Below are 23,473 nucleotides of genomic sequence, written 5' to 3' on the forward strand. Positions count from 1 at the left end.
GTTATTGAGACCGGGCAGCTTCGGCTGCGATGTGCGCGGCGAATGCTGCAACGAAGGACTTCAAACTCGTTAGGTCCGACATATCCGAATAGTCACCCGTTTCTTCGGCGGAACGTGGCGAGGCAAGGACGCAAGCGGCAGTATAGAGGTTTTCGAGTACGAGTTTCTTGCAGAGGATGTCGTAACGCTCGAGATATGATGCCCCTTTGAAATCCTCAAAAATCGGGAAGTGTAGCGAGGCTTCTCGCTTGGATGGACGCCGTGATTTATCAGCGTCTTCCACCATCACGAGCCAGCCGACAAAGGGACGGGCTGCGTCAGCGCCGAATGCACCTTCGCGATACGCCGTCCAGAAATCGTGCGCCGTGCCGATGGCTTCTTCGGCACGATTATTCGCGTTGTTTCCGAATGACGGGCCAACATGGCTTTTCATTTCGACGGCAGCAATCAGTCTGCCATCGAGAATAACGAGAATATCCCAGAGCTTGGTCGGGCGGAAAAATCCCGGCAAAGTCAGCACTTTTCGATGCTGGTATACCTCCGCGTGTCCTAGACCATTTGCCTCAACGAGGTCGATCACCAGCGCCGTGAATCCATCCATCGTGTTGCCAGCGGTCACAGCCCCGCGTTCACCCGTGTCTGTCTTTCCAGCCTCGACTTTGGCTTGAAGTGCTTTTTGGCGGTTTCCCCAAAATGCCATCGCTGCATCTCGGGCCTTCGCCTCGTAATCCGCTAAATCCAATCCCATTACTTTTCCGCCCCCCCAAGCGTGGCCCTCTCCTGAGCCGACAAGCCGTATAGATCAAACGCCAAGTTGCTGCATGCTTCAACATCACCCGCTTCGGCAGCGCTCTTGAGAGCTTGCCGCATTTTGGGTGTCACGTTTGTCCAGTCCGGCAGACGAATGCGCCGCAAATATTGCGCCTGAAATCGGAGATAGCCGCCGCGCATTCGCGTTGAGTATGTAGCTACAAACAACCTTGCGATACCCGAAAGCAGCACGGCTTGTAGCGCGCGCATCTCCCATGTGTCGGACGTGATGAAATACAGGTTGTGATGGGGGTAGAGGCGGCCTTCCTCGTAAACAATATGCGCTGCTCCCTTGATGTCCGGGATCAGCAGCTTCGGCTTTTCCGCCAACTCGGGATAAATTCGGTCGATGGTGCGATACCAGTTGGCCGGAGCCTTCTGCGCGACATGCCGCCCGGCGATTGGCTCACGGCGCTCTTCAAGGTAGCGTTTCAGCTTAGGAAATTGGTCGAGCTTCACCAGCTTGCCGTCGTCGCCAAACGGATTGACCACGCCGAGGCCGCGCCATTTGACGCTGCCGTCCATGATGTCGCGGGTCATCACGAGCGGAAGTTTCCGGCTGGCTTCCACGTCGAGCGTGTCGAATGTTCCGATGAACGCCTTGTCGGCTCCGGTCGCCACACCGATGCCAACCTTGCACCCAGTATCCTCGATTAGCGGGAACTGAGCCTCAAGTCTGCGCACGAGCGCCAGTTGATCGGACGAGTCCAAGATCCACGGCTCTGCGCCGAAGGTGACGGTCTGTAGCTCTCTCACGCCGGAGGCTGGCGCGGGCGTGCCGGCGGATCGCAGCGCGGCGGCGAGTTGCGAGAGCGCGCTATCAGAAATCTCAGGCCGATGTGCGATGCGGGTCAGGCCGGGTTTTTCGCGCCCGATGATGGTGATGGCTGGATAGGCGACAACCTCCTGGTGGAAGGCCGGGGTGTTCACCATGTCCACATAGACGCTCAGGTGGAAACCGTCTGCGACCATCGCGCGCAACGGCCCGCCGTAGCGGTTCTTCATCCACCGATCTGCACAGATGAAGCCGAGCTGCCCGCTTTTCGCCAGCAGACTCAGCGAGCGTTCGATGAATGGGATATAGATGTCAGCGCGGTCATAGATGGTACGGTAGCGCGCGCGATACTCGGCCATAAGCGCATTAGGGATCAGTTCCTGACGCACATAGGGCGGGTTGCCGATGACGACATCGAACTTGCCTGACAGGGGCACGAGCAGGAAATCGCCTTGCATCAACCATCGGTCAGCAAGGTTTTCTGCATCCTGCAACCCGATGCCTGCGACGCGAAGTTTCTGAACCACGAGCGCATGGGTCCGGTTGAATGACACACGGTGAAGCTCCACACCCCGGATGGCCTCTAAGAGAGCATCTGATCCGACGCCGCTGCGCTTCCAAGCGACCAGCAGGCGATCAATTGCTGGCAGCAAGAAGTCGCCATGACCGAACGACGGCTCAAGAAGGCGGCGCGTGTGTAGTGGAGAGGCGGCGTCATAGCCAGCAAGGTCGAGAATGAACTCGACAACCTCGCGCCGAGTGAAGATCGCGCCACGTTCCTCGATACCCGCATTCGCCATCGCGTCTACTGCTTCAGCGACAGGGCAGAGACCGGGGAACGATGGCTCTCGTAGCATGGGGGCGAGATCAATGTTGGTCATCACGTTCCTTGACGTTTGTTCGAGCAGGTAAAGGCTAACGCCTTCGTGCCCGATTACATGGCGCGAATCGACCCGCTTCAGACGGAACGAAAGTGTGAACAAAAGCAGATCACAAGCACGGGTTTGGGTCAATGCGGAAGGTCCCACGCCTTCCCGTCGGTGCGGCTGTGACCGAGTTTTCCCTGACAGGTTTACTAAGGGCGTTGCCCTCACGCCAGCAAGGTAAGTGGAACCGTCCGGGGTGGTATCCCCAGCCTTCCGCGCTTCGCTTGTGCAGGCCGGGTGATCCCCCTCCACCCCGGCCGCCCTTGCTCGTTGCTACCCCAGTCTCGGCGACGGCCAGAAGGTCAGGCGCGGCGTTCCGCTTCGCTGACCTTCAGACCCGAGGATCAGAGACATGACCAACGTATCCGACAGCAGCCCCCGCATCTATGTCGCTTGCCTTGCAGCTTACAATAACGGCTTTCTGCATGGAGCTTGGATCTGCGCGGATCAGGACGCCGACCAGATCAGGAACGAGATTGCCGCGATGCTTGTCCGTTCCCCGGTCGAGGACGCCGAGGAATACGCGATACACGAGTATGAGGGCTTCGAGGGCGTCAGCATCTCCGAATATGCCGACATCGACACCGTGGCGCGGATGGCCGCTTTCATCGCAGAACATGGCGCACTTGGCGCGGGCCTGCTGGAACAGTTCAGCGGCGAGATGGACCAAGCCAAATCCACCTTGGAGGACTGCTATCATGGTCAGTTCGCCAGCCTTGCCGACTACATGGAGGAAATGACCACCGAAAGCGTCACGATCCCCGAAGCGCTGCGCTACTATGTCGATTGGGACGCGATGGCCCGCGACGCTGAGATGGGTGGCGACCTGTTCACCATTGAGACCGCGCACGGCGAGGTCCATGTGTTTTCCAACAGGTGAAAATATGACTGCCTGTCCGTGCTCATACGGGCAGGCATCGCGAAAGCCCCGGCTGTCGCCAAGCTAAAAACACCAAAGAATGATCGGGTTACCCGCTCAAGGTATCTGCTTTGAGCGGGTTCTATATTTCCAGTGATCCTTGAACCTCTTTTTGCCGGGCGCTGCCCAGCATCCCGGCTTGGGGAGGTGACGCCATGCTCAGCATCGATTGGCGATCTCCGGCGGCATACGGGCACACAAAGCACATCACTGCCGCTGGTTTCGCTTGGGAATACCTGCGCCGCAACGACGAGTATCGTCGGGACTGCCAGACCATCGCATCGACCGGAGAGACGGCCGGCCGCGACCTTGAAGAGTTCGCGCATCGCTGGGGTTTGCGATTTCCCGTGCGATCCCGACGCGCAGCATGACCCGCAATCGCCGATCTGGAATCCGAATCTTCACCCGCAAGCGGTGATGTTGTCGCCGGTCGATCACAAGAACGGCGACACCGAACCGATATTGACTCTGGCGCATCTCGACCGCCTTGACCTGCGCCGCGCCGCCGATGGCTGGCACGGCATCTGGCAGGTGGATGGCGTCGCGCATCAATTCTGGCTGCCCGAGGCCGTGCCCGATGCCGCCGCATTCTACGCCGTCACGCTACCTATGGATTCATTTCTGGAACTGCGTGCTCACGCCGCCCGCCGATTTTGGCGGTCTCTCAACGGTCGCGCGCCCGGTCCTGATTTCCGGGCCGTGCCTGCCCAGCTCCGCCAATGGCATATCCTGACCCTGCGCGCGCTCGACGCGCGGTTGCGCAGCGAAAGCTATCGCACCATCGCTGAAGTGCTGCTCGGCTTTCGCGGCACCAAGGAGGATTTCGAGAGCGATCCGCGCAAGAACAAAGCCCGCCGCCTGGTCGCGCACGGCATCAAGATGATGCGCGGCGGCTATCGCCTTCTGCTCCACTATCCGATCAAGCCCGGCAAACGTTGATGGGCGCGGCCACTGACCTCATGCCCTATTGGCTGCCGCCTGCTCCAGAATCTTTCGGTAGCCTTCACGCGATAACCATTGCGCGCGTTCGAGATGGCTTTGCCAGCAACGGCGGGTGCGAAGTTCGTCGGAGACCGGATCACGGTGCAGCACGATCTGCGCGACTTCCTTCCAGTCCGCGCCCTCGGCCTTCGCATCCAGCAAGCGCAGGTAGGTCACAAAATGCTGTTCGTCATAGATGGTTATGGTGTCGCCGGTTGGCGCTTCGTCGTCCACATCGGGATCGAGTTCGACGGGAACCCGCATAGCCTTCCCCTTCATCTGGAAAGGGACTTGCTTGCGGTGCGCCCCCGCAAATAGCCCCTCAACCTGGTGATCGGGGAGTTAGTAACCGTGACTAGACGGCCCTATGACCTTTGGGCGAGAAGCCTTGGACATGCGCCATAGGCTCCCCGACCATAGGTTCGAGGATCATGGTGCCGTCACGGCCGGCACCAACCGCTAGTCAGGGGTTACTAAGCCCCGGAACAGCGCGTCTGTTCCGGCTACATTTCTAGCCGAACCGCGCGCGAATGTCTTTGCCTATTCAGCGCGGCAGACGACGAGCCACTGAAATCCCTCACCTATTGGCCGCGTGACGACGCCCCGAAGGGGGTGCCGCCAGCGCATAGGCGCAAATGCGGCACGCTACGCGCCGCCGGTCTCTCGCCATGGTTCGCCACAGTCCGCTGCCGCCCCCCGCAGCCCAATCCCGACTGGAGGTGATCCATGCCCAACCCGCTTGCGGGCCTGCCGCCGCGCCTGCTGCGCACCAAGGAAGCCGCGCGCTTCCTCGGCATATCCATCCGCACCCTTGAGAAACATCGCACCTACGGCACCGGCCCGACCTATCGCAAGGTCGGCGGGCGCGTCCTCTACACCGTCCGCGATCTGGAAGACTGGAGCGCGGCGGGCGAGCGCAAATCGACCCGCGACAAGACCGCCGGCACGGTCTTTCCCGCGCGTCCGCTCACGCCAGAAGAACGGGACGAGTGCTAGATGCTGCGCGAGGACGATCATGCCCCCGCGCAGCCGACCGAGGACAGCGAGCGCAGCCGCCTAGACCCCTTCGTGGTCGCAACGGGCGACGCGCCGCCGCGCGACCAGCGCGACTTGATGGAGCGGCCATTCTTCTCGCTGGCGAAGACCCCGCGCACCAAGCCGATTCTCTACAAGGCCGCCGACATAGAGGTGCAGGTGTTCGGGATGCCCGAGCATGGCATGGCGACCATATGGGACGCCGATGTGCTGATATGGGCGGCCTCGCAGATCGTTGCGGCCGAGAACAACGGCCTCACCACGTCGCGCTTTGTCCGCTTTACCCCCTACCATCTGTTGCGCGCCATCGGGAGGCCGACCGGCAATCACCAATACCGGCTTCTGAAAGCCGCGCTGGCGCGGCTGCAATCGACCGTCATCGCCACCACGATCCGCAACGGCCCGCATTGGCGTCGCCGGCAATTCTCATGGATCAACGAGTGGGAGGAAATGACCACGCGCGCCGGCCGCGTCGAGGGCATGGAGTTCGTCCTGCCCGAATGGTTCTACAACAGCGTCATCGACCGCACGCTGGTCCTGACCATCGACCCGGCCTATTTCCGGCTGACTGGCGGCATCGAGCGATGGCTCTACCGCGTCGCCCGAAAGCACGCCGGGCACCAGCGTCACGGCTGGATTTTCGAGGTCGCGCACCTTCATCAGAAATCCGGCAGCCTCGCGCGGCCGTCCGACTTCGCGCTCGACCTGCGCCGGATCGCGGCCCGCCAGCAACTCCCCGGCTACCTGCTCCAGATCGAGCGGGAAGACGGCCGCGAGCTGCTGCGCATCCGCCCCGAAAATGCATCAACAGGCACTGTTGATAACCCTGTTAATGCCATCGGCAGATCAGGCGCACGGGGTATCGGCACATCAGGCGCAGCACTATCGGCAGATCAGGCGCACGAACCGCAGCTAACTCTTTGGCCTGAAAAGCGGAATCCGGCCGCTAACTTATCTAACAGAGAATCTAACTCTTTTTCTTTGACGCGCGCGCAGGCGAAGCGTGGTGCCGGTTCTGCCCGAAGGGGCGAGCCATGACAGCCGCGCTCGACGCGCTGCGCCCGCGCAGCCCCCAGCACATCACCGGAGACGAACAATGACCCGTCGCGCCCATCGCAGCGCGCACGGCCGTCCGCTGCCGGACGGGCCTGCGCCCTTCACCACATTGGTCGAGCTGACCTTCGAGAAACGCAAGGTCGAGCACTGGATACGCTTCGGCCGCAAGAGCTACGAGCAGATCATCGACCGCCGCCGCAGCGTCGTCGGCTTCGCGCCGGGCAGCGTGTTCGCCTTCGTGCGATGGGCGAGCGGCGACCATGGCACTGTCGTTTCCCGCATCGACATCGTGCGCACCATTGGTCGCGGCGAGCCGTTCCAGACATTGCCCTTCGTCCGCCCCGGTGGCGAAATCCTGTTGCGTCTCGATAGCTGGCCCAAGGTGCAGCGTGCGCTTGTAGCTATCGACGCCGTGGATGCGCTCGGCCTCGATCCGGCCGATACCTCGCCGGAGCATTGGCGGCACGTCCACAACCGTTTGACCGCCAATCTGGAGCCGCACGCCTACACCCCCGAGCGACATGCCGCTTGGCTTCATCGCCGACGGATCGACCCATGACGCGCCGCCGCACCCTCACGGTGACGGCGCTCGCCATCATCGGCATCGCCGCTGCCAGCGCCGTCGATTGGCCCGCGAAACTGATCTGGAACGCGACGGCCAGCGCGCCGGTCGGCTTCTACACGGTTGCACCGGCCAACCGGATCGACGTGCCCGAGCTGGTCGCCATCATGCCGCCCGAACCGCTCGCCGGCTTCATGGTCGAGCGCGGCTATATCGCGCGAGGCGTCCCGCTCTTGAAGCGCGTCTTGGGCCTGCCCGGACAGCGGGTTTGCCGCGCCGGCCGCACGATCACGGTGAACGGGATCGAGATGGGCGAGGCGCTGGAGCGCGATAGCCTCGGCCGCGATCTGCCCATCTGGCAGGGCTGCCGCGTCCTCGGCGACGACCAGCTTTTCCTCATGAATTGGGAAGTCCGCGACAGCCTCGACGGCAGGTATTTCGGACCCATCCCCGCAGCTTCCGTCATCGGTCGAGCGGTCCCGCTCTGGACCGATGAGGAAGGCGTCGGCCGCTACGAAAGGCGCGCGCCGACGCGCTGAACTACCCCCCGAAAATCAACCGCAGGAGATTTCCCATGGCAGAGATAGGCACCTTCACCCGCACCGAAACCGGCTATGCGGGGGAGCTTCATTCGTTCGGTCTCCACGAAAAGCTGTTCATCGTCCCGGCCAAGCCCAGCGACGTGAAAAACGCACCAGACTATCGCGTGCGCCTTGATAGCGAGGACGGCCCGGACGCCGGCCCCGCATGGAAGGACTCCAGCGAAAATGCTGGCGAGTTCGTGTCGATGCGATTGGAGGGGCCGATATTCCCGTCCCCGATCCGCGCCAAGCTGTTCCAGTCCAACGACGATCCTTCGGTCTGGACTCTGCGTTGGAAGCACGCGCGGAAGATCGAGGATGAGGAATGACGGCCGCGCGCGTCCGGCCCGCCATCCGGTCAAAGATCGGCATCCCTTTGTTCGCGGAAAATGCGTCTCATCCCTTCGTCCCGCTCGGCGACCAGACGGCCTGCGCGCGCAGCGAAGGTCAGGGGCGGCCATCGGCCGGCGCTTGCGCCTTGCCCTTGACCGCAGCGAGCACGCTGGCAGGCTGGCGGCGAAGTGGAGACAGGCCGGCATGGCATTATGCCGTCCTGCTGCTGGCGGGGGCGCTTTCCGTTTGCATCGGATCGGGCGTCGCTATCGCGCAATCCGTGCCTGTCGAGCGCCCGGCCGCCGCCCATTCCTATGCGGCGCAGATCGCCGAGGCGTCGCAGCGTTTCGGCATCCCCGAGCACTGGATTCGCGCCGTGCTGCGCGCCGAGAGCGCGGGCGACGTGCGCGCGGTTTCGGCGGCCGGGGCGATGGGATTGATGCAGGTGATGCCCGACACATGGGCGGGACTGCGCGTCCGCCATGGCCTCGGCCGCGATCCCTATGACCCGCGCGACAACATCCTCGCAGGCACGGCCTATCTGCGCGAAATGTTCGACCGCTACGGCAATGTCGGCGCGATGCTGGCGGCCTACAATGCCGGCCCCGGCCGCTACGATGAGCACCGCGCGATGGGCCGCCAGCTTCCCGCCGAGACACGCGCCTATGTCGCCGCGCTCGCCCCGATCCTAGGCGGCGCGGCTTCATTGGATGCGCCGTTGCAACCACCGGCACCGCCATCCGATTGGCGCGAGGCACCGCTGTTCGTCATGCGCCCGGACGACACGCGGGCTGCCGCCGCGCCGCCGTCCGAGACGCAATCCGGCGACGGCCGCGCTGCCGTTCCGGCGCGCGACCCCGCCCGTGCGGAGCCGCAGGACGGCAGCATTTTCGTGGCGAGCGCCAGCGACGGGGGAACACCATGAGGGCGGCGTTCCCGCGCTCGGCGGCGCTGGTTTCGGCATCCGGTCGGGCAGGTTTGCGCCCGGCAGGAGGGGCAGAAAAGACAGAAAGGGCGGAGGGCAAGATTAAAGAAGACGGCACCATATCGGGCCGCTTCTGGAAATTATTGTTGTCTGCACACTGGTTAGGTGGCCGGTTCCGGCACCATGGTTTTGAGGGGCCGCGTGCCGCGATTTTGCGCAAAGCCTTGGCTTTGCAGGGTTTCGAGCGGCACCATAGGCGCAGATCGGCCGTTTTCCGGCGGTTTGGGCCGGAGTCGCGCCCTTGAGCGCCGACGACGAAAACCGCTTCCGTCCGAAGCCCGGCCGCATCCGGTCCGACACGCCGAAGGCCGGTAGACCCAAGAGCTTTTTCACGCAGATCAAGAAGATCACGCGGCAGCATCAGGCAGCGGCCTCCCGCGATCCTTCCATGCCGTCATCCGCGCGCCCGTCATCGCCGGGTCGTTCCCGCGCCGTGGTCGCCAGCGGCAAGGGCGTGAAGCGCGGCCGGGGCGCGAGCTTCGTGCGCGCCCGCAATATCTCCGGCCACTGGCATCATCGCCAGCCGGGCAGCCGCCGCGTCATCGTCAAGCAGCGCAGCGTCAGGGCCGCATGGAAGGGCGGCCGTGCCCGCGCGCATCTGCGCTATGTCCAACGCGACGGCACGTCACGCGACGGCGAGCGGGGCCGGCTCTATTCGGCGACAGAGGACCGCGCCGATGGCGACGCCTTCCTTGATCGCGGCAAGGACGACCGCCACCAGTTCAGGTTCATCGTCTCGCCCGAGGATGGCGCGGAGCTGTCGGACCTTACGGCCTACACCCGCGATTTCATGAAACAGGTGGAAGCGGACCTCGGCACGAAACTCGATTGGGTCGCCGTCAACCACTACAACACCGGCCATCCCCATGTGCATGTCATCGTCAGCGGCCGCGACGATATGGGCGGGGATCTAGTCATCAACGGCGACTATCTTTCCGCCGGCCTGCGCGAACGCGCCAGCGAGCTTGCCAGTCTGGAACTCGGCCCCGTCACCGAGATCGAGCAGACCCGCAAGCTGTCGGCCGAAATCGACCAAGACCGTCTCACCCGGATCGACCGCGCCATGGCAGAGGAAGCCGATGCCCGTTTCCTCGACTTGCGCCATGAACCGGCAGAGCCGAGGCGGCAGTTCGAGCGGACGCTGCGTTTGCGCCGTCTCGGCAAGTTGGAGAAGATGGGGCTGGCGACCGAGCACGCGCCCGCCGTTTGGGAATTGAGCAAGGACATGGAGCCAGCCCTACGCGAGCTAGGCGAGCGTGGCGACATTATCCGCACCATGCAGAAGGCGCTCGGCCCGCAGGCAGGCGAACGCGATCCCATGAGTTTCCAAATCCATGACGGAACGCCCGAGACACCCATCGTCGGGCGCGTCATGGACAAGCATCTGTCCGACGAGTTGAGGGAGAACCTGACCGTTGTGGTGGACGGGATCGACGGCCGCACCCACCACATCGCCGGCATCGCGCCCGAGCGGCTGGAGGACGTCCGTATCGGCAGCGTTGTCCAGATCGGCCCGGCCGAGGCAGCAGCCCGGCCGTCCGACCGCACGATCACCGCCATTGCAGAGGACGGCATCTATCGGCCGAGCCGTCATCTGGAGCAGGCCAAGTTCGAGGGCCGCGTTCCGGGCGGCGACTATGAGGGCTATGTCGATGCCCATGTGCGCCGGCTGGAGGCGCTGCGCCGCGCGGGGATCGTCGAGCGGATCGACGCCGACCAATGGCGTATCCCTGACGATCTGGCTAGCCGTGCGGCCGAATACGACGCCAGCCGAGACCGGCAGGCCAGCGTTCGCGTCCTTTCTCCCGTCAATCTGGACAGACAGATCGGATCGGACGGCGCGACCTGGCTGGACCGGCGATTGATCCATGGCGAGACGGCCGACCTTGCCCCGGTCGGCTTCGGCCAGCAGGTGGGCGAAGCCATGGACCAGCGGCGCGAACATCATATTGAACAGCGCGACGCCACCCGAGCGCGGGACGGCCGCGTGTTCTACCGGCGCGACCTTCTCGCCACCTTGCGCGAAAGGGAGGTTGCGCGCGTCGGCGCGGAGATGGCCGCGAGTAAGGGCGTGCCGTTCCGCGCTGCCACGGATGGCGAAAACGTCAGCGGCAAGTTCACCGGCACCGTGCAGCTATCCAGCGGCAAGTTCGCCGTGGTCGAAAAGAGCCATGAATTTACGCTTGTCCCATGGCGGCCGGTCATCGAGCGGCAGCTCGGCCGCGAGGTTGTGGGCGTCGTGCAGGGCGGATCGGTGTCGTGGCAGTTGGGGCGACAGCGAGGAATGGGGCTTTAGGAAACAGCGAATTCGATTTCTGCAACAGCCGGAGGCGTCTGCTGATCGGCCGCCGCTGCATAGAATACCAAACGCAGGTGCTTTTCCTCGTCCACAATGAAGGATGAATGATCGAACGCCACAGCGCCCCGGCCTTCGATCATAAAACTTCGACGACCCTCGCACCGACCATGCACGTCATGTTGGTTCCATAGCGTTTTGAAGGAAGGAGAAACCTGCTCCAGCGCCTCGACGAGCGCAACCATGCTCTCATCCTCGGGGGCTTGCGCGAAATCTCTCCGGAAACTCGCTAATACTTGGGGAGCTTGAACTACCCATTCCAAGATTCGGCCGTTCAAGCGGTCATCCGCGAACAGCATCCACAGCATGTTCCGTTCAGACGCATCGCGTTGCTCGAAACTGAAAAGGCGCTGGGCTGCCTCGTTCCACCCGATCACATCCCAACGAAGGTTCAACACGTAGGACGGGCGTAATGTCAGGTCGTCGAGCAGGCGACGCACCAGCGGTGGCAGTTGGCACCATGCCTGTCCGGCCATGGCGGGCGGACGCTGATGAGCGAGAAGAAACAGATGCCGCCGCTCGATCTCGTCCAGTTTCAGGACACGCGACACGTTGTCGAGAAAGGCGGAGGATACCTTGATGGCGCGCCCCTGTTCGAGCCACGTATACCAAGTGATACCGACGCCCGCGAGCGCGGCTACTTCCTCTCGGCGAAGCCCAGGCGTTCGCCGCCGCTTTCCAACCGGCAGGCCGACATCAAGCGGCGACAAGCTTTCACGCCGCCGCCGGAGGAAATCCGCCAGTTCGGAGCGCGTGCGATCAAGCCGACTATCAAGCGTATTGCTCATAGTAACCCTATAACTTGTTCCATAGTAACAGGTTAAAGCATGTGCCATGCAACTTCAAGAAAAGTGGAGTTGCCATGTCTGCCGATGACCCGACTATCCCTGTCCGTTCCCTTCAACCCGCCGAGAAAGCGCGACCGTCAGCGCTCGCACTCGCCATCCTGTTGCTAGGCGGGTTCATCACCGTTTTCGATCTGTTTGTCGTCAATGTCGCAATTCCGTCGATGCAGGCCAATCTAGGCGTAGGCTTCGCAGAAATCGGGTTTGTTATCGCCGGATATGAACTGGCGTTTGGCGTGCTGCTGATCGCTGGTGGACGGCTTGGCGACCGTCACGGACGCCGCCGCCTCTTCATGCTCGGCATGGCGGGATTCGCTGTGACGTCGTTTCTCTGCGGAATCGCACCTGACGCCACTAGCCTGATCGTTGCTCGCCTTCTGCAAGGCGCAACCGGCGCAATACTGTTTCCACAGGTCTATGCGCTTCTGCGCGTCATGTATGATGACGATGGCCGCCGCCGGGCATTCGGCCTTCTGGGCATGACTTTGGGGCTGGCGGCCATCGCCGGACAGGTGCTCGGCGGCCTCATCGTTGAGAGCAATCTGTTCGGACTTGGCTGGCGGATCATTTTCCTTCTTAACCTGCCGATAGGCCTCATTGCGGTGTTGGCGGCGCGGATCATCCCGGAATCGCGGTCTTCCGATGCTTTGCGCGTCGATTGGCCGGGAATCGTACTGGCAACGATCGGGCTGCTGCTCCTGCTTCTACCCTTGCTCGAAGGTCCGAATATCGGTTGGCCGATCTGGACATGGATCAGCATGGCCGCCTCGATTGTATTGCTGGCGACGTTTCTTGCATGGGAACATCTGGTCGCAAAGCGCGGCGGCGACCCCGCCATTGATCTGACGCTGTTCCGAAACATGGGATTTTCCGCAGGGTCGCTCGTCGTTTTGCTAATCTATTCAACGTCGACATCGCTATTCCTGTGCTTTGCTCTGCTGGTGCAATCCGGCCTCGGCCTGACGCCGTTTGAGGCAGGTATGCTGTTTGCTCCGGCTAGCGTGGGTTTCGTCGCTTCATCGATGTTGGCTCCAAAGTTGGTGGCGCGTTTCGGCAATATCAGTATTGCTGGTGGCGCGCTGATCTATGCAGCCGGGATTGGCTGGTTGATCGTTGCCGCATCTGGTCTCGTTGATAGTGCTGAAGCATTTGCCCTTATACCACCGCTGATATTGTTCGGCTTCGGCCAAGGGCTGTCGATGACGCCGCTGCTCAATCTGGTCATCGGGTACGTCGAGGAAAGTCACGCCGGAATGGCGGCCGGGTTTATCTCGACCATGCAACAGGTCGGCGGGGCATTCGGGGTTTCTGTCGTTGGGATATTCTTTGTCAGTATTCTCGATAGCAAGGCCAGCGAAGGTATCTCCAACGCAAGTCGCTATGCTGACGCCTTTTCCGGCGCGATGATCTACAACCTCGCCGCTGTTGCCGTGGCAGCCGTCCTGATTGCTTTGATCGCGCGAAAAAGTTCCGCCGGTCAATAAGGTGGCGGAAAGCGATGCAGAGGCAGCGTTCAGCACCGTTGATGGATCGCCAATGGGGAGTGCCGACCCCACTGGGGTCGCGTATTCCTCTCGCATCGCTCATCCAGACGCTCGCCGTCGCCGAGTATCTGAACTTCCGCCACGCCGCCAATGCGCTCGGCGTGGCGCAATCCAGCGTCAGCGCCCGCGTGAAGGCGCTGGAAGAACACCTTGGTATCCTCCTGTTCGAGCGTCACGCGCGCGGCGTCCGGTTGACCGAGGCCGGACGCCACTTCGTCGAGCGGATAGCCGCAGGTATCGACCAACTCGACCACGCGGTGAAGACGGCCGGCATGGCGGCAGCGGGAGAAAGCGGCCGTCTTCGCATCGGTATCCATGCCTTGATCCCCCGCAGCTTCCTCGCAAAGCTGATCGGCCAATACCGCGAGGACCACCCCGGCGTCGAAGTCGAGATGACCGAAGGCACGGCCCGCGATGCGGTGATGCAGCTTCGCGCCGACCGGCTGGACGTGGCGTTCGTTGCAGGCGTGCCAGAACTGCCCGACTGCCATTCCCGGCGCATATGGACTGAACCGCTCTCGGCGGTGCTACCAGAGCGGCATCCGCTCGCCGGCCAGTCGGCCGTTACATGGGCCGATCTGGCAGGCGAGACGTTCCTTGTCCGGCATGGCGGCACTGGCCCGCAGGTTCATAGCCATATCGTCCTGCGCCATGCCGGCCGCTGGCCCGCGCCGTCGATCCTGCGCTTCGACGTGGGGCGCGGGGCGCTGCTGTCCATGGTCGGACAGGGCTTCGGCATCACCATCGTCGGAGCGGCCACTGCGCTGTTGCCGACAACGGGCATTGTCTTCCTGCCCTTCGCCGACGAGCCGGAGCCGGTCGCCTTCTCGGCCGTCTGGTCGCCGTCCAACCGCAGCGCCGCGCTGCGCAACTTGCTCACCCTCGCAAGCGCCATGGGCCGGCTAGTCCGCCCTGATTGAATCAGACCGCGATTCGTTTCCGCCAGCCAGCATAGGCGGCAACATAGCCGACGCCCCGAGGCGACCCGTCCTATTTGCCGCCGATAGTATCCGACAGCCCTCCGGCATCCTCTTTCCTGTTGCCCATCCCGATTTTGACTACTCTCTGATCGGCTCCGTCTCTTTTGCCGACTGGAGCCTGCATTGCGCGGAGGCCGAATCCTTTGGGGTCAAATCGCTGTCGTTTTCACCATCGTTCTGGTGATGACGTGGGCGGCGACGCAATGGGTAGCGTTCCGCCTCGGCTTTCAGGCGCAGCTCGGCAATCCGTGGTTCGAGCTGGTGGGCCTGCCGGTCTATTATCCGCCCGCCTTCTTCTGGTGGTGGTTTTCGTTCGACGCCTATGCGCCCGCGATCTTCGTCGAGGGCGGCATCATCGCGGTATCGGGCGGCTTCTTCGCCATCGCCGCCGCCATCTTCATGTCGATCATCCGGGCGCGGGAAGCGCGCAACGTCGCCACATATGGATCGGCGCGATGGGCCGATGACAAGGAAATCCGCAGCGCCGGCTTGCTCGGCCCCGATGGCGTCGTGCTCGGCCGATACGAACGGGACTATCTGCGCCATGACGGTCCCGAGCATGTTCTATGCTTCGCCCCGACCCGGAGCGGCAAGGGCGTCGGGCTGGTGGTGCCGACGCTACTGACATGGCCGGGAAGCTGTATCGTCCATGACATCAAGGGCGAGAACTGGACGCTGACCGCCGGCTTCCGCGCGAAGCACGGCCGCGTCCTGCTGTTCGATCCGACCAATGCCAGATCGTCGGCCTACAACCCACTGCTGGAGGTCCGGCAGGGCGAATGGGAAGTCCGCGACGTGCAGAACATCGCGGATATTCTGGTCGATCCCGAAGGGAGTCTCGACAAGCGCAATCATTGGGAAAAGACTTCCCATTCGCTTCTGGTCGGCGCGATCCTTCATGTTCTCTACGCGGAGAAGGACAAGACCTTGTCGGGCGTCGCCAACTTCCTGTCCGATCCGCGCCGCCCGGTCGAGGCGACCTTGCGCGCCATGATGGACACACCGCATCTCGGCGAGGCGGGCGTTCATCCCGTCATCGCGTCGTCGGCCCGCGAACTGCTGAACAAAAGCGAGAACGAGCGTAGCGGCGTGCTGTCCACCGCCATGTCGTTTTTGGGATTGTATCGTGATCCCGTGGTGGCGCGCGTCACCGCACGATGCGACTGGCGGATTGCCGATCTGGTCGGCAGCCGCCAGCCCGTCACGCTCTATCTGGTCGTGCCGCCTTCCGACATAAACCGCACCAAGCCGCTCATCCGCCTGATCCTCAACCAGATCGGCAGGCGGTTGACGGAGGAATTGACCAGCTCCGGCACGCGCCATCGGCTGCTGCTCATGCTCGACGAGTTTCCGGCGCTTGGCCGGCTCGACTTCTTTGAATCGGCGCTCGCCTTCATGGCGGGATATAAAATCAAAGGCTTCCTGATCGCGCAGAGCCTCAACCAGATCGAGCGCGCCTATGGGCCGAACAATGCGATCCTCGACAACTGCCATGTGCGCGTCAGCTTCGCCACGAACGACGAACGCACTGCCAAGCGGGTGAGCGACGCACTCGGCACCGCGACCGAGCTGCGCGATTCCACCAACTATGCCGGGCACAGACTGGCCCCGTGGCTCGGGCATCTCATGGTGTCACGGCAGGAGACGGCCCGGCCGCTGCTTACGCCCGGCGAGATCATGCAGCTACCGCCCACGGATGAAATCGTGATGGTGGCGGGCACGCCGCCAATCCGCGCGACCAAGACCCGCTATTTCGAGGATGCGCGGTTTCAGGAACGCATCTTGACCCCGCCCGATCTGGCCGCCACTCCGCTGGCGCCCAGCCCATCGACCGATGATTGGTCCGGCCGCGTGGTCGCGGCGGAAAGCCGTTCTGCGACCAATGCCGCAGACGGGACCGAGGGCGGTTCGGCCAGTGCCGGCATCCGTTGCGAGCCGGAATTGCCCGAGCATGAGGAAATCATCGCACTGCCGCCATCGCCAGAACAGGAGTTCGAGCTTCTGGACGACGAGCCGGATGTTGACGCGGCCAAGGCCCGCGCCATGCGTCAGCGCATGAGGATGGTCGCGCGGCAGGTGGCGCTGAACCCCGATGACGGAATCGACCTTTGAGGATACGCCCATGGCAACCAGAACCCGCCTGAATATCTATTTCGACCCCGCGCTCATTCCGCAGATCGAGGCGATGGCGTTGCGCCGCTCGGTGGCGCTGCGCCGCAATGTCTCGAAGTCCGCCATCGTGGAGGCGGCGGTCATGTCATACCTGTCCGGCGATGCCGACGACCAGCTTGAAGCCGCCATGTCGCGCCGCTTGGACAAGCTCGGCCGACAGATCGACACGCTCGACCTAGATCTCGCCGTCCTCGGCGAGACGGTCGCGCAGTTCATCCATTTCTGGATGACCATCACACCGCCGCTTACGGGAGCCGCGCAATCCTCTGCCCGCGCCAAAGGCGCGGAGCGGTTCGAGGGCTTCATGCAGAATCTCGGCCGGCGTCTGGCGACCGGCGACCGGTTCCTCAAAGAGCTGTCGCGGGATATGCCGGGTGAACCACCGTTGGATGGATCACCTGCACGGGACAACAGACTAGACGTATAATCTTGAGCGTATTGTCGATTTTTATCATCATGGGAACTGAAGGTTCGATGTTTTGTCGCACTCTGCGGTCCGCATCCAAAGAAGAGGGCGGTCATGTCTATCATATCTAAGCTGACCTCCGCTGCATCGGCCCAATGGATAAGGAAAAACGCCCTTGAGCGACTGTCTGGTCGTGCGAAGTATTGTGCAATGAACTCTTGGCAATATCTGGTTCATGCTGATCGCATCTCAGACATAGCGCCAACGGTATCTTTTTTTTGCGCTACCCACGCGGTTGAGGAAGCTGTCGCCGCCTTTGTTTGGTCAGCGAAGGCGCACGGTTACAAGGACGTGGCGAATAGCGTCAACGTAAAGGACCATCGTCACAAATCCGTGGTAGTAGAATTCGCGCGTATGGTTGCTGATGATGCCGGACATGCAAAAATGAGCTTTACCCTCCATCCCGAAAAGGACGATTTATTCGCACGAATTAAAAGAGAAGAAGGGCCGGAAATCCACCATCTAAACCTCGGCCTTATATCCTATAACCCTGATGGTGAGGACACAGTCGCAGATCGAGCCTTTGATGCTTTTTTGTCAAATTTTCCAGATGACAAAATGATGGTCAAAGCGATCCATGATCGGGCCGACTTTCGGAACCAAGCCATTTATGCCGGCAAGAACGGCACACCTACGATAAGCGCCGAAGCGCTGGAATTGCAGCTAAAACAGCATTCGGTGATTGCTATTGGATTGATTTGGGCGGCTATGGATATGTCGAGGCATGATGGCCAGAGAGCAGCGTTCGTCGTTCAGGCCCTTGGTGCAGTGAAACGGATTTCTGACAAGCTGTAATGATAGCGTTCAGATAGCGAACGCTACGCGAACCCGTCCTATTTACCGCCGATAGCCGCCGATCACCGCACGCAGCTAGATACTTGTTGAACCGGCCGGATTTCGGCCTCTCTTAATCGACCCCGATCCGGGGATCGCCTGTTGCGTCCCCACCAAACACCGGGGCCGACATGACCACCAACCACCAAAGACCGGAAGCCATCGCGCGCGGCGCGCGCATGTTGCGCACCGCGCTCGGCCCTGCAATCGCCCGGCTGCTCGAAGACCCGGCCGTGGTCGAGGTGATGCTAAACCCGGACGGCCGTATCTGGATCGACCGGCTGTCTGAAGGGCTGGCCGATACGGGAGAGGTACTGCTCCCCGCCGATGGCGAACGCATCGTGCGGCTGGTCGCGCATCATGTCGGCGCGGAGGTTCATCCGCGCAGCCCCCGTGTCTCGGCCGAACTGCCCGAGAGTGGGGAGCGGTTTGAAGGCTTGCTCCCGCCAGTCGTCGCCGCGCCGACCTTCGCCATACGCAAGCCCGCCGTCGCCGTGTTCAGCCTCAACGACTATGTGGCAGCCGGTATCATGTCCGCCGATCAGGCCGTGACGCTACGCGAAGCCGTTGCCTCCCGCGCCAACATCCTTGTCGCGGGCGGCACCAGCACCGGCAAGACGACGCTGACCAACGCGCTGCTCGCCGAGGTGGCCAAAACGGCGGATCGCGTCGTCATCATCGAAGACACGCGCGAGCTACAATGCGCAGCGCCCAACCTCGTCGCCATGCGGACGAAAGACGGCGTGGCGACGCTTTCCGATCTGGTCCGGTCCTCGCTGCGCCTGCGCCCCGATCGCATCCCCATCGGCGAGGTGCGCGGATCGGAAGCCCTCGACCTGCTCAAAGCGTGGGGCACGGGCCATCCCGGCGGCATCGGCACCATCCATGCGGGCACCGGCATCGGTGCGCTGCGCCGGCTTGAACAGCTCATCCAAGAGGCTGTCGTCACCGTCCCGCGCGCCCTGATCGCCGAGACCATCGACCTTGTTGCCGTCCTTTCCGGGCGCGGTTCCGCGCGCCGGCTGGCCGAGCTTGCCCGCGTCGAAGGGCTGGGGCCGGACGGCGACTACCGCATCGCGCATCCCATCCCTTCGGCAATCCCCACCAGCACAGGAGAACCTTCATGATCCGCACTCTTTCGCGTGGATATCGCCGCATCGCGACCGCCGCATCCGCCCTTGCCATCAGCCTCATGCTCGCCCCGGCCGCCCATGCGTCCGGTTCGTCGATGCCATGGGAAGCGCCCCTCCAAAGCATCCTCCAGTCCATCGAGGGGCCGGTCGCCAAGATCATCGCCGTCATCATCATCATCGTGACCGGCCTGACCCTCGCGTTCGGCGATACGGGCGGCGGCTTTCGTAAGTTGATCCAGATCGTGTTCGGCCTGTCCATCGCCTTCGCAGCGTCGAGTTTCTTCCTGTCGTTCTTCTCGTTCGGCGGCGGGGCGCTCGTTTGATGGCGGGCGGTCTCGAACAGCTCGACGCGGTGCCGGGCTTTTCCGTTCCGGTCCACAGGGCGCTGACCGAGCATATCCTGCTCGGCGGCGCACCGCGCTCCATCGCGATTCTGAACGGGACGCTCGCCGGGGCCGTGGGCCTCGGCCTGCGCCTCTGGCTGGTCGGCATCGCCGTCTGGACAATCGGCCATTTCGCGGCGGTATGGGCAGCGAAACGCGATCCTCAATTCGTCGAGGTCGGGCGGCGGCATCTCCGCATCCCGGCTTTTCTGTCGGTGTGAGGGCGCGGCCATGATGAACCTTGCCGAATACCGCCGCACCGCCACCCGGCTTGCCGACTATCTGCCATGGGCCGCATTGGTCGGTCAGGGCGTCGTCTTGAACAAGGACGGCAGTTTTCAGAGGACGGCGAAGTTTCGCGGTCCCGATCTGGATTCCGCCGTGGCCGCCGAGTTGGTCGCCGTCGCTAGCCGCATCAACAATGCCGTGCGCCGTCTCGGCTCCGGCTGGAGCATCTTCGTCGAGGCGCAGCGCAGCGAGGCCGCGACCTATCCCGCCAGCACCTTTCCCGATCCCGCATCGGCGCTGGTCGATGCAGAGCGGAAAGCCGGTTTCGAGGAAGCGGACGCGCATTTCGTGTCAGGCTACTTCCTGACCTTCCTCTGGCTGCCCCCGGCCGAGGAAGCCGCCCGCGCGGAAGCATGGCTCTACGAGGGCCGCGAGAAAACCGGCGTGGACCCGTGGGAGCTGCTGCGCGGCTTCATCGACCGCACCGACCGCGTGCTGGCATTGCTCGACGGCTTCATGCCGGAGTGCCGTTGGATGGATGATGGCGCGACGCTTACCTATCTCCATTCCACTATTTCGACCAACCGGCATCGCGTGCGCGTGCCCGAGGTGCCGATGCACCTCGACGCGCTGCTCGCCGACCAGCCCTTGACCGGCGGACTAGAGCCGCGCCTTGGCGACGCGCATCTGCGCGTTCTGACCATCGTCGGATTCCCGACCGCGACGACGCCGGGCCTGCTCGACGAAATGAACCGGCTGCCGTTCCCGTATCGTTGGAGCACGCGGGCGATCCTGCTCGACAAAACCGACGCCACGCGGCTGCTGACCCGAATCCGCCGCCAATGGTTCGCCAAGCGCAAGAGCATCGCCGCGATTCTCAAAGAGGTGATGACCAACGAGGCGTCCGCGCTTGTGGACACCGATGCGGCCAACAAGGCGCTCGACGCCGACATGGCCTTGCAGGAGCTTGGGGCGGACGTGGCGGGCATGGCCTATGTCACGGCCACCGTCACCGTTTGGGATGCCGACCCGCGCATAGCCGACGAGAAGCTGCGCCTGGTCGAGAAGATCGTTCAGGGACGCGACTTCACCGCTATGGCCGAGACGGTCAACGCGGTTGACGCATGGCTCGGCAGCCTGCCCGGACACGCCTACGCGAATGTCCGGCAGCCTCCTATCAGCACTTTGAATCTCGCCCACATGATCCCGCTTTCGGCGGTGTGGGCGGGGCCGGAACGGGACGAGCATTTCGGCGACGCTCCATTGCTTTACGCTAGGACCGAAGGCTCCACCCCGTTCCGGCTAAGTCTCCATGTCGGCGATGTAGGTCATACCCTTGTCGTCGGCCCCACGGGCGCGGGCAAGAGCGTGCTGCTCGCCCTCATGGCGCTCCAGTTCCGCCGCTATGCCGGATCGCAGGTTTTCGCCTTCGACTTCGGCGGCAGCATCCGCGCCGCGTCGCTCGCCATGGGCGGCGACTGGCACGACCTTGGCGGCGGGCTGACAGAAGGGGCCGAGGCGTCGGTTTCGCTCCAGCCGCTTGCTTGCATCCACGACACCTATGAACGCGCATGGGCGGCGGACTGGATCGCGGCCATCCTCATGCGGGAAGGCATCGCCATCACGCCCGAGGTGAAGGAATATCTTTGGACGGCGCTGACTTCGCTCGCCTCGGCCCCGGTCGAGGAACGCACGATCACCGGCCTTGCTGTGCTTTTGCAATCCAACGATCTGAAACAGGCGCTCCGGCCGTTCTGCGTCGGCGGTGCCTATGGCCGGCTGCTCGACGCCGAAGCCGAACACCTTGGCTCGGCGGACGTGCAGGCGTTCGAGATCGAGGGGCTTGTCGGGACCGGCGCGGCCCCGGCCGTGCTCGCCTATCTGTTCCATCGCATCGGCGACCGGCTCGACGGCCGCCCGACGCTGCTTATCATAGATGAAGGCTGGCTTGCGCTCGACGATGAAGGTTTCGCCGGCCAGCTCCGCGAATGGCTAAAGACGCTGCGCAAGAAAAACGCATCGGTCATCTTCGCCACGCAAAGCCTATCCGACATCGACGGCAGCAACATCGCCCCCGCGATTATCGAGAGCTGCCCGACGCGGCTCTTGCTGCCGAACGAGCGGGCCATCGAACCGCAGATCACGGCCATTTATCGCCGCTTCGGCCTCAATGACCGCCAGATCGAAATCCTCGCAAGGGCCACGCCCAAGCGGGATTATTACTGCCAGTCACGGCGCGGCAATCGCCTGTTCGAGCTTGGCCTGTCCGAAATCGGCCTCGCGCTCTGCGCCGCATCCGCCAAATCCGACCAGACGCTCATCGCGCAGATCGTCGCCGAACATGGCCGCGCTGGCTTCCTCGCCGCATGGCTGCGCGAGCGCGGCGTCGAGTGGGCGGCCGAGCTGATCCCGAACCTCACCAATCGTGCCGACCGACCGGAATCCGCCGCGCCGGCCCGGCTCGATACACACGCCACACAGGAGATTCTTCCATGACCTATCCCAAGTTCGTCGGGGCTTCGGCCCTCGCGCTGGCGCTCGCCGTGCCCGTCGCGCTTTCGCCCATGCTGGCAAGCCCGGCCCATGCGCAATTCGGTTTCGGCCGGATCGTCTATGACCCGAGCAACTACGCGCAGAACGTGCTCACGGCCGCGCGCACGCTGGAGCAGATCAACAACCAGATCACCAGCCTCCAGAACGAGGCGCAGATGCTCATCAATCAGGCCCGCAATCTGGCGAGCCTGCCGTATTCCTCGCTCCAGTCGCTCCAGCAGAACGTGAGCCGGACGCAGCAGCTTCTTAGCCAAGCGCAGAACATCGCGTTCGAGGTCGGGCAGATCGACCAAGCGTTTCAGCAGCAATACGGCAATGTCTCGTTTTCGACGACCGACGCCCAGCTTGTCGCCGATGCGCGCAGCCGGTGGGAGAACACGGTCGGCGGCTTGCAGGACGCGATGCGCGTGCAGGCGGGTGCGGTCGGCAACATCGACAGCAACCGTGCGGAGATGGCGGCGCTTGTCGGCCAGAGCCAAGGCGCGACCGGCGCGCTGCAAGCCACGCAGGCCGGCAACCAGCTTCTCGCGCTCCAGTCGCAGCAGCTTTCCGACCTGATCGCGGTCATCTCGGCGAATGGCCGCGCCGACGCGCTGACCGAAGCGGAACGCGCCGCCGCCGCCGAACAGGGCCGCGAGCAGCGCCGCCGCTTCCTGACGCCGGGCAGCGGCTACCAGCCGGGCAACGCGCAGATGTTCAACGGCAACAACTGACCGGGAGGCTCGCCATGGACGGCAAGATGCTGGCCCGGCTCGGGGCCGTGGTGTTCGTCGCCATCGCCGTCACGGCGACCGCAATCGACATGGCAAGGAAGGACGAGCCTTCCGCGCCAAGGCCCGCATCGGTCCTCCAGCCCCCGGCCGATCCGCTGCGCGAAAGCCTGCGCCGTTGCCAGCAGCTCGGCGAGGCAGCGGCGAATGACGCCGACTGCCTCGCCGCTTGGGCTGAATCCCGCGACCGCTTCCTCGGCCGCTTGCCAGCGCCTGCAGCGCCACAATCCAGCGAAGGGCGCTGAC

Annotated in this window: 25 protein-coding genes; 21 read left to right on the top strand and 4 right to left on the bottom strand. The window is 63.3% G+C overall.

Features of this window, described 5'->3' with window-relative positions; genetic code table 11:
• Position 1: 1 nt before the first annotated feature.
• Positions 2 to 748: a PaeR7I family type II restriction endonuclease gene (locus V1475_RS15765; protein ID WP_479413510.1), complete on the bottom strand. Its 747-nt coding sequence runs from the start codon at positions 746 to 748 to the stop codon at positions 2 to 4.
• On the bottom strand, positions 748 to 2,466 hold the full coding sequence (locus V1475_RS15770; RefSeq protein ID WP_479413511.1) for an Eco57I restriction-modification methylase domain-containing protein: 1,719 nt from the start codon (positions 2,464 to 2,466) through the stop codon (positions 748 to 750). Before V1475_RS15770 ends, V1475_RS15765 begins: the two co-directional genes overlap by 1 nt.
• A gap of 397 nt (positions 2,467 to 2,863) precedes the next feature.
• On the opposite strand from V1475_RS15770, the gene V1475_RS15775 reads away from it, so the two are divergent.
• From V1475_RS15775 to V1475_RS15785, 3 genes are all read left to right on the top strand, one after another.
• On the top strand, positions 2,864 to 3,391 hold the full coding sequence (locus V1475_RS15775; protein ID WP_479413512.1) for an antirestriction protein ArdA: 528 nt from the start codon (positions 2,864 to 2,866) through the stop codon (positions 3,389 to 3,391).
• A gap of 194 nt (positions 3,392 to 3,585) precedes the next feature.
• Positions 3,586 to 3,801, top strand: coding sequence for a transcriptional regulator domain-containing protein (locus tag V1475_RS15780; RefSeq protein ID WP_479413513.1), 216 nt, complete (start codon positions 3,586 to 3,588; stop codon positions 3,799 to 3,801).
• A gap of 46 nt (positions 3,802 to 3,847) precedes the next feature.
• Entirely contained in the window at positions 3,848 to 4,369 is a 522-nt protein-coding gene (locus V1475_RS15785) for a DUF2285 domain-containing protein (RefSeq protein WP_479413514.1), read from the top strand.
• 18 nt (positions 4,370 to 4,387) lie between these two features.
• Here the strand turns inward: V1475_RS15785 and V1475_RS15790 are convergent, their stop codons facing one another.
• Complete coding sequence (locus V1475_RS15790) at positions 4,388 to 4,675, bottom strand: DNA -binding domain-containing protein (protein ID WP_479413515.1); 288 nt, start codon at positions 4,673 to 4,675, stop codon at positions 4,388 to 4,390.
• A 462-nt stretch (positions 4,676 to 5,137) separates the two neighbouring features.
• On the opposite strand from V1475_RS15790, the gene V1475_RS15795 reads away from it, so the two are divergent.
• From V1475_RS15795 to V1475_RS15825, 7 genes are all read left to right on the top strand, one after another.
• A complete protein-coding gene (locus V1475_RS15795) occupies positions 5,138 to 5,407 on the top strand; it encodes a helix-turn-helix transcriptional regulator (protein WP_036284017.1) in 270 nt (89 codons plus the stop codon).
• Positions 5,408 to 6,484: a replication initiator protein A gene (locus V1475_RS15800; protein ID WP_479413516.1), complete on the top strand. Its 1,077-nt coding sequence runs from the start codon at positions 5,408 to 5,410 to the stop codon at positions 6,482 to 6,484.
• A 58-nt stretch (positions 6,485 to 6,542) separates the two neighbouring features.
• A complete protein-coding gene (locus tag V1475_RS15805) occupies positions 6,543 to 7,061 on the top strand; it encodes a DUF2840 domain-containing protein (protein ID WP_479413517.1) in 519 nt (172 codons plus the stop codon).
• A complete protein-coding gene (locus V1475_RS15810) occupies positions 7,058 to 7,603 on the top strand; it encodes a S26 family signal peptidase (protein WP_479413518.1) in 546 nt (181 codons plus the stop codon). Before V1475_RS15805 ends, V1475_RS15810 begins: the two co-directional genes overlap by 4 nt.
• Positions 7,604 to 7,638: 35 nt before the next feature.
• Entirely contained in the window at positions 7,639 to 7,974 is a 336-nt protein-coding gene (locus V1475_RS15815) for a DUF736 domain-containing protein (protein ID WP_018426330.1), read from the top strand.
• Entirely contained in the window at positions 7,971 to 8,903 is a 933-nt protein-coding gene (locus V1475_RS15820) for a lytic transglycosylase domain-containing protein (protein WP_479413519.1), read from the top strand. The genes V1475_RS15815 and V1475_RS15820 overlap by 4 nt, the downstream gene beginning before the upstream one ends.
• Positions 8,904 to 10,026: 1,123 nt before the next feature.
• Positions 10,027 to 11,259, top strand: coding sequence for a DUF3363 domain-containing protein (locus V1475_RS15825; RefSeq protein WP_479413992.1), 1,233 nt, complete (start codon positions 10,027 to 10,029; stop codon positions 11,257 to 11,259).
• On the opposite strand, the gene V1475_RS15830 is transcribed toward V1475_RS15825, so the two are convergent.
• Positions 11,256 to 12,107: a helix-turn-helix transcriptional regulator gene (locus tag V1475_RS15830; RefSeq protein ID WP_479413520.1), complete on the bottom strand. Its 852-nt coding sequence runs from the start codon at positions 12,105 to 12,107 to the stop codon at positions 11,256 to 11,258. The two genes, V1475_RS15825 and V1475_RS15830, sit on opposite strands and share 4 nt — an antisense overlap.
• A 74-nt stretch (positions 12,108 to 12,181) precedes the next feature.
• Here V1475_RS15830 and V1475_RS15835 point away from each other — a divergent pair, with 74 nt between their 5' ends.
• The 11 genes from V1475_RS15835 (at position 12,182) to trbK-alt (ending at position 23,472) form a co-directional block, all read left to right on the top strand.
• Positions 12,182 to 13,648, top strand: coding sequence for an MFS transporter (locus V1475_RS15835; protein ID WP_479413521.1), 1,467 nt, complete (start codon positions 12,182 to 12,184; stop codon positions 13,646 to 13,648).
• Between the two features lie 41 nt (positions 13,649 to 13,689).
• Entirely contained in the window at positions 13,690 to 14,628 is a 939-nt protein-coding gene (locus V1475_RS15840) for a LysR family transcriptional regulator (RefSeq protein ID WP_479413522.1), read from the top strand.
• A gap of 183 nt (positions 14,629 to 14,811) precedes the next feature.
• A complete protein-coding gene (locus tag V1475_RS15845) occupies positions 14,812 to 16,800 on the top strand; it encodes a conjugal transfer protein TraG (RefSeq protein WP_479413523.1) in 1,989 nt (662 codons plus the stop codon).
• Positions 16,801 to 16,810: 10 nt separating this feature from the next.
• Complete coding sequence (locus V1475_RS15850) at positions 16,811 to 17,287, top strand: CopG family transcriptional regulator (RefSeq protein WP_479413524.1); 477 nt, start codon at positions 16,811 to 16,813, stop codon at positions 17,285 to 17,287.
• A gap of 93 nt (positions 17,288 to 17,380) precedes the next feature.
• Entirely contained in the window at positions 17,381 to 18,121 is a 741-nt protein-coding gene (locus V1475_RS15855; protein WP_479413525.1) for a hypothetical protein, read from the top strand.
• 218 nt (positions 18,122 to 18,339) lie between these two features.
• Positions 18,340 to 19,287, top strand: coding sequence for a P-type conjugative transfer ATPase TrbB (gene trbB, locus V1475_RS15860; RefSeq protein WP_479413993.1), 948 nt, complete (start codon positions 18,340 to 18,342; stop codon positions 19,285 to 19,287).
• Positions 19,284 to 19,616 (top strand): TrbC/VirB2 family type IV secretion system protein, encoded by a 333-nt coding sequence (locus V1475_RS15865; protein WP_479413526.1) that lies wholly within the window; start codon positions 19,284 to 19,286, stop codon positions 19,614 to 19,616. Before trbB ends, V1475_RS15865 begins: the two co-directional genes overlap by 4 nt.
• Positions 19,616 to 19,897 carry a VirB3 family type IV secretion system protein gene (locus V1475_RS15870; RefSeq protein WP_479413527.1) on the top strand — a complete coding sequence of 94 codons (282 nt, stop codon included), beginning with the start codon at positions 19,616 to 19,618 and terminating at the stop codon, positions 19,895 to 19,897. The genes V1475_RS15865 and V1475_RS15870 overlap by 1 nt, the downstream gene beginning before the upstream one ends.
• 10 nt (positions 19,898 to 19,907) lie before the next feature.
• Positions 19,908 to 22,400: a conjugal transfer protein TrbE gene (trbE, locus tag V1475_RS15875; RefSeq protein WP_479413528.1), complete on the top strand. Its 2,493-nt coding sequence runs from the start codon at positions 19,908 to 19,910 to the stop codon at positions 22,398 to 22,400.
• Positions 22,397 to 23,170 carry a P-type conjugative transfer protein TrbJ gene (gene trbJ, locus V1475_RS15880; RefSeq protein WP_479413529.1) on the top strand — a complete coding sequence of 258 codons (774 nt, stop codon included), beginning with the start codon at positions 22,397 to 22,399 and terminating at the stop codon, positions 23,168 to 23,170. The genes trbE and trbJ overlap by 4 nt, the downstream gene beginning before the upstream one ends.
• A 14-nt stretch (positions 23,171 to 23,184) precedes the next feature.
• The gene (gene trbK-alt / locus V1475_RS15885) at positions 23,185 to 23,472 is read left to right on the top strand and encodes a putative entry exclusion protein TrbK-alt (protein ID WP_479413530.1); all 288 of its coding nucleotides are present in this window, start codon (positions 23,185 to 23,187) and stop codon (positions 23,470 to 23,472) included.
• Position 23,473: the final 1 nt, after the last annotated feature.

The sequence above is a fragment of the Celeribacter sp. SCSIO 80838 genome, from assembly GCF_056498065.1.

Coding starts and splice junctions, on each gene's coding strand:
- trbE (WP_479413528.1), top strand. CDS start 19,908: ATGATGAACCTTGCCGAATACCGCCGCACCGCCACCCGGCTTGCCGAC.
- V1475_RS15795 (WP_036284017.1), top strand. CDS start 5,138: ATGCCCAACCCGCTTGCGGGCCTGCCGCCGCGCCTGCTGCGCACCAAG.
- V1475_RS15790 (WP_479413515.1), bottom strand. CDS start 4,675: ATGCGGGTTCCCGTCGAACTCGATCCCGATGTGGACGACGAAGCGCCA.
- V1475_RS15865 (WP_479413526.1), top strand. CDS start 19,284: ATGATCCGCACTCTTTCGCGTGGATATCGCCGCATCGCGACCGCCGCA.
- V1475_RS15855 (WP_479413525.1), top strand. CDS start 17,381: ATGTCTATCATATCTAAGCTGACCTCCGCTGCATCGGCCCAATGGATA.
- V1475_RS15820 (WP_479413519.1), top strand. CDS start 7,971: ATGACGGCCGCGCGCGTCCGGCCCGCCATCCGGTCAAAGATCGGCATC.
- V1475_RS15780 (WP_479413513.1), top strand. CDS start 3,586: ATGCTCAGCATCGATTGGCGATCTCCGGCGGCATACGGGCACACAAAG.
- V1475_RS15815 (WP_018426330.1), top strand. CDS start 7,639: ATGGCAGAGATAGGCACCTTCACCCGCACCGAAACCGGCTATGCGGGG.
- V1475_RS15830 (WP_479413520.1), bottom strand. CDS start 12,107: ATGAGCAATACGCTTGATAGTCGGCTTGATCGCACGCGCTCCGAACTG.
- V1475_RS15835 (WP_479413521.1), top strand. CDS start 12,182: ATGTCTGCCGATGACCCGACTATCCCTGTCCGTTCCCTTCAACCCGCC.
- trbJ (WP_479413529.1), top strand. CDS start 22,397: ATGACCTATCCCAAGTTCGTCGGGGCTTCGGCCCTCGCGCTGGCGCTC.
- V1475_RS15825 (WP_479413992.1), top strand. CDS start 10,027: ATGGCAGAGGAAGCCGATGCCCGTTTCCTCGACTTGCGCCATGAACCG.
- V1475_RS15805 (WP_479413517.1), top strand. CDS start 6,543: ATGACCCGTCGCGCCCATCGCAGCGCGCACGGCCGTCCGCTGCCGGAC.
- V1475_RS15785 (WP_479413514.1), top strand. CDS start 3,848: ATGTTGTCGCCGGTCGATCACAAGAACGGCGACACCGAACCGATATTG.
- V1475_RS15765 (WP_479413510.1), bottom strand. CDS start 748: ATGGGATTGGATTTAGCGGATTACGAGGCGAAGGCCCGAGATGCAGCG.
- V1475_RS15840 (WP_479413522.1), top strand. CDS start 13,690: ATGGATCGCCAATGGGGAGTGCCGACCCCACTGGGGTCGCGTATTCCT.
- V1475_RS15850 (WP_479413524.1), top strand. CDS start 16,811: ATGGCAACCAGAACCCGCCTGAATATCTATTTCGACCCCGCGCTCATT.
- V1475_RS15800 (WP_479413516.1), top strand. CDS start 5,408: ATGCTGCGCGAGGACGATCATGCCCCCGCGCAGCCGACCGAGGACAGC.
- trbK-alt (WP_479413530.1), top strand. CDS start 23,185: ATGGACGGCAAGATGCTGGCCCGGCTCGGGGCCGTGGTGTTCGTCGCC.
- V1475_RS15770 (WP_479413511.1), bottom strand. CDS start 2,466: ATGACCAACATTGATCTCGCCCCCATGCTACGAGAGCCATCGTTCCCC.
- trbB (WP_479413993.1), top strand. CDS start 18,340: ATGTTGCGCACCGCGCTCGGCCCTGCAATCGCCCGGCTGCTCGAAGAC.
- V1475_RS15775 (WP_479413512.1), top strand. CDS start 2,864: ATGACCAACGTATCCGACAGCAGCCCCCGCATCTATGTCGCTTGCCTT.
- V1475_RS15870 (WP_479413527.1), top strand. CDS start 19,616: ATGGCGGGCGGTCTCGAACAGCTCGACGCGGTGCCGGGCTTTTCCGTT.
- V1475_RS15810 (WP_479413518.1), top strand. CDS start 7,058: ATGACGCGCCGCCGCACCCTCACGGTGACGGCGCTCGCCATCATCGGC.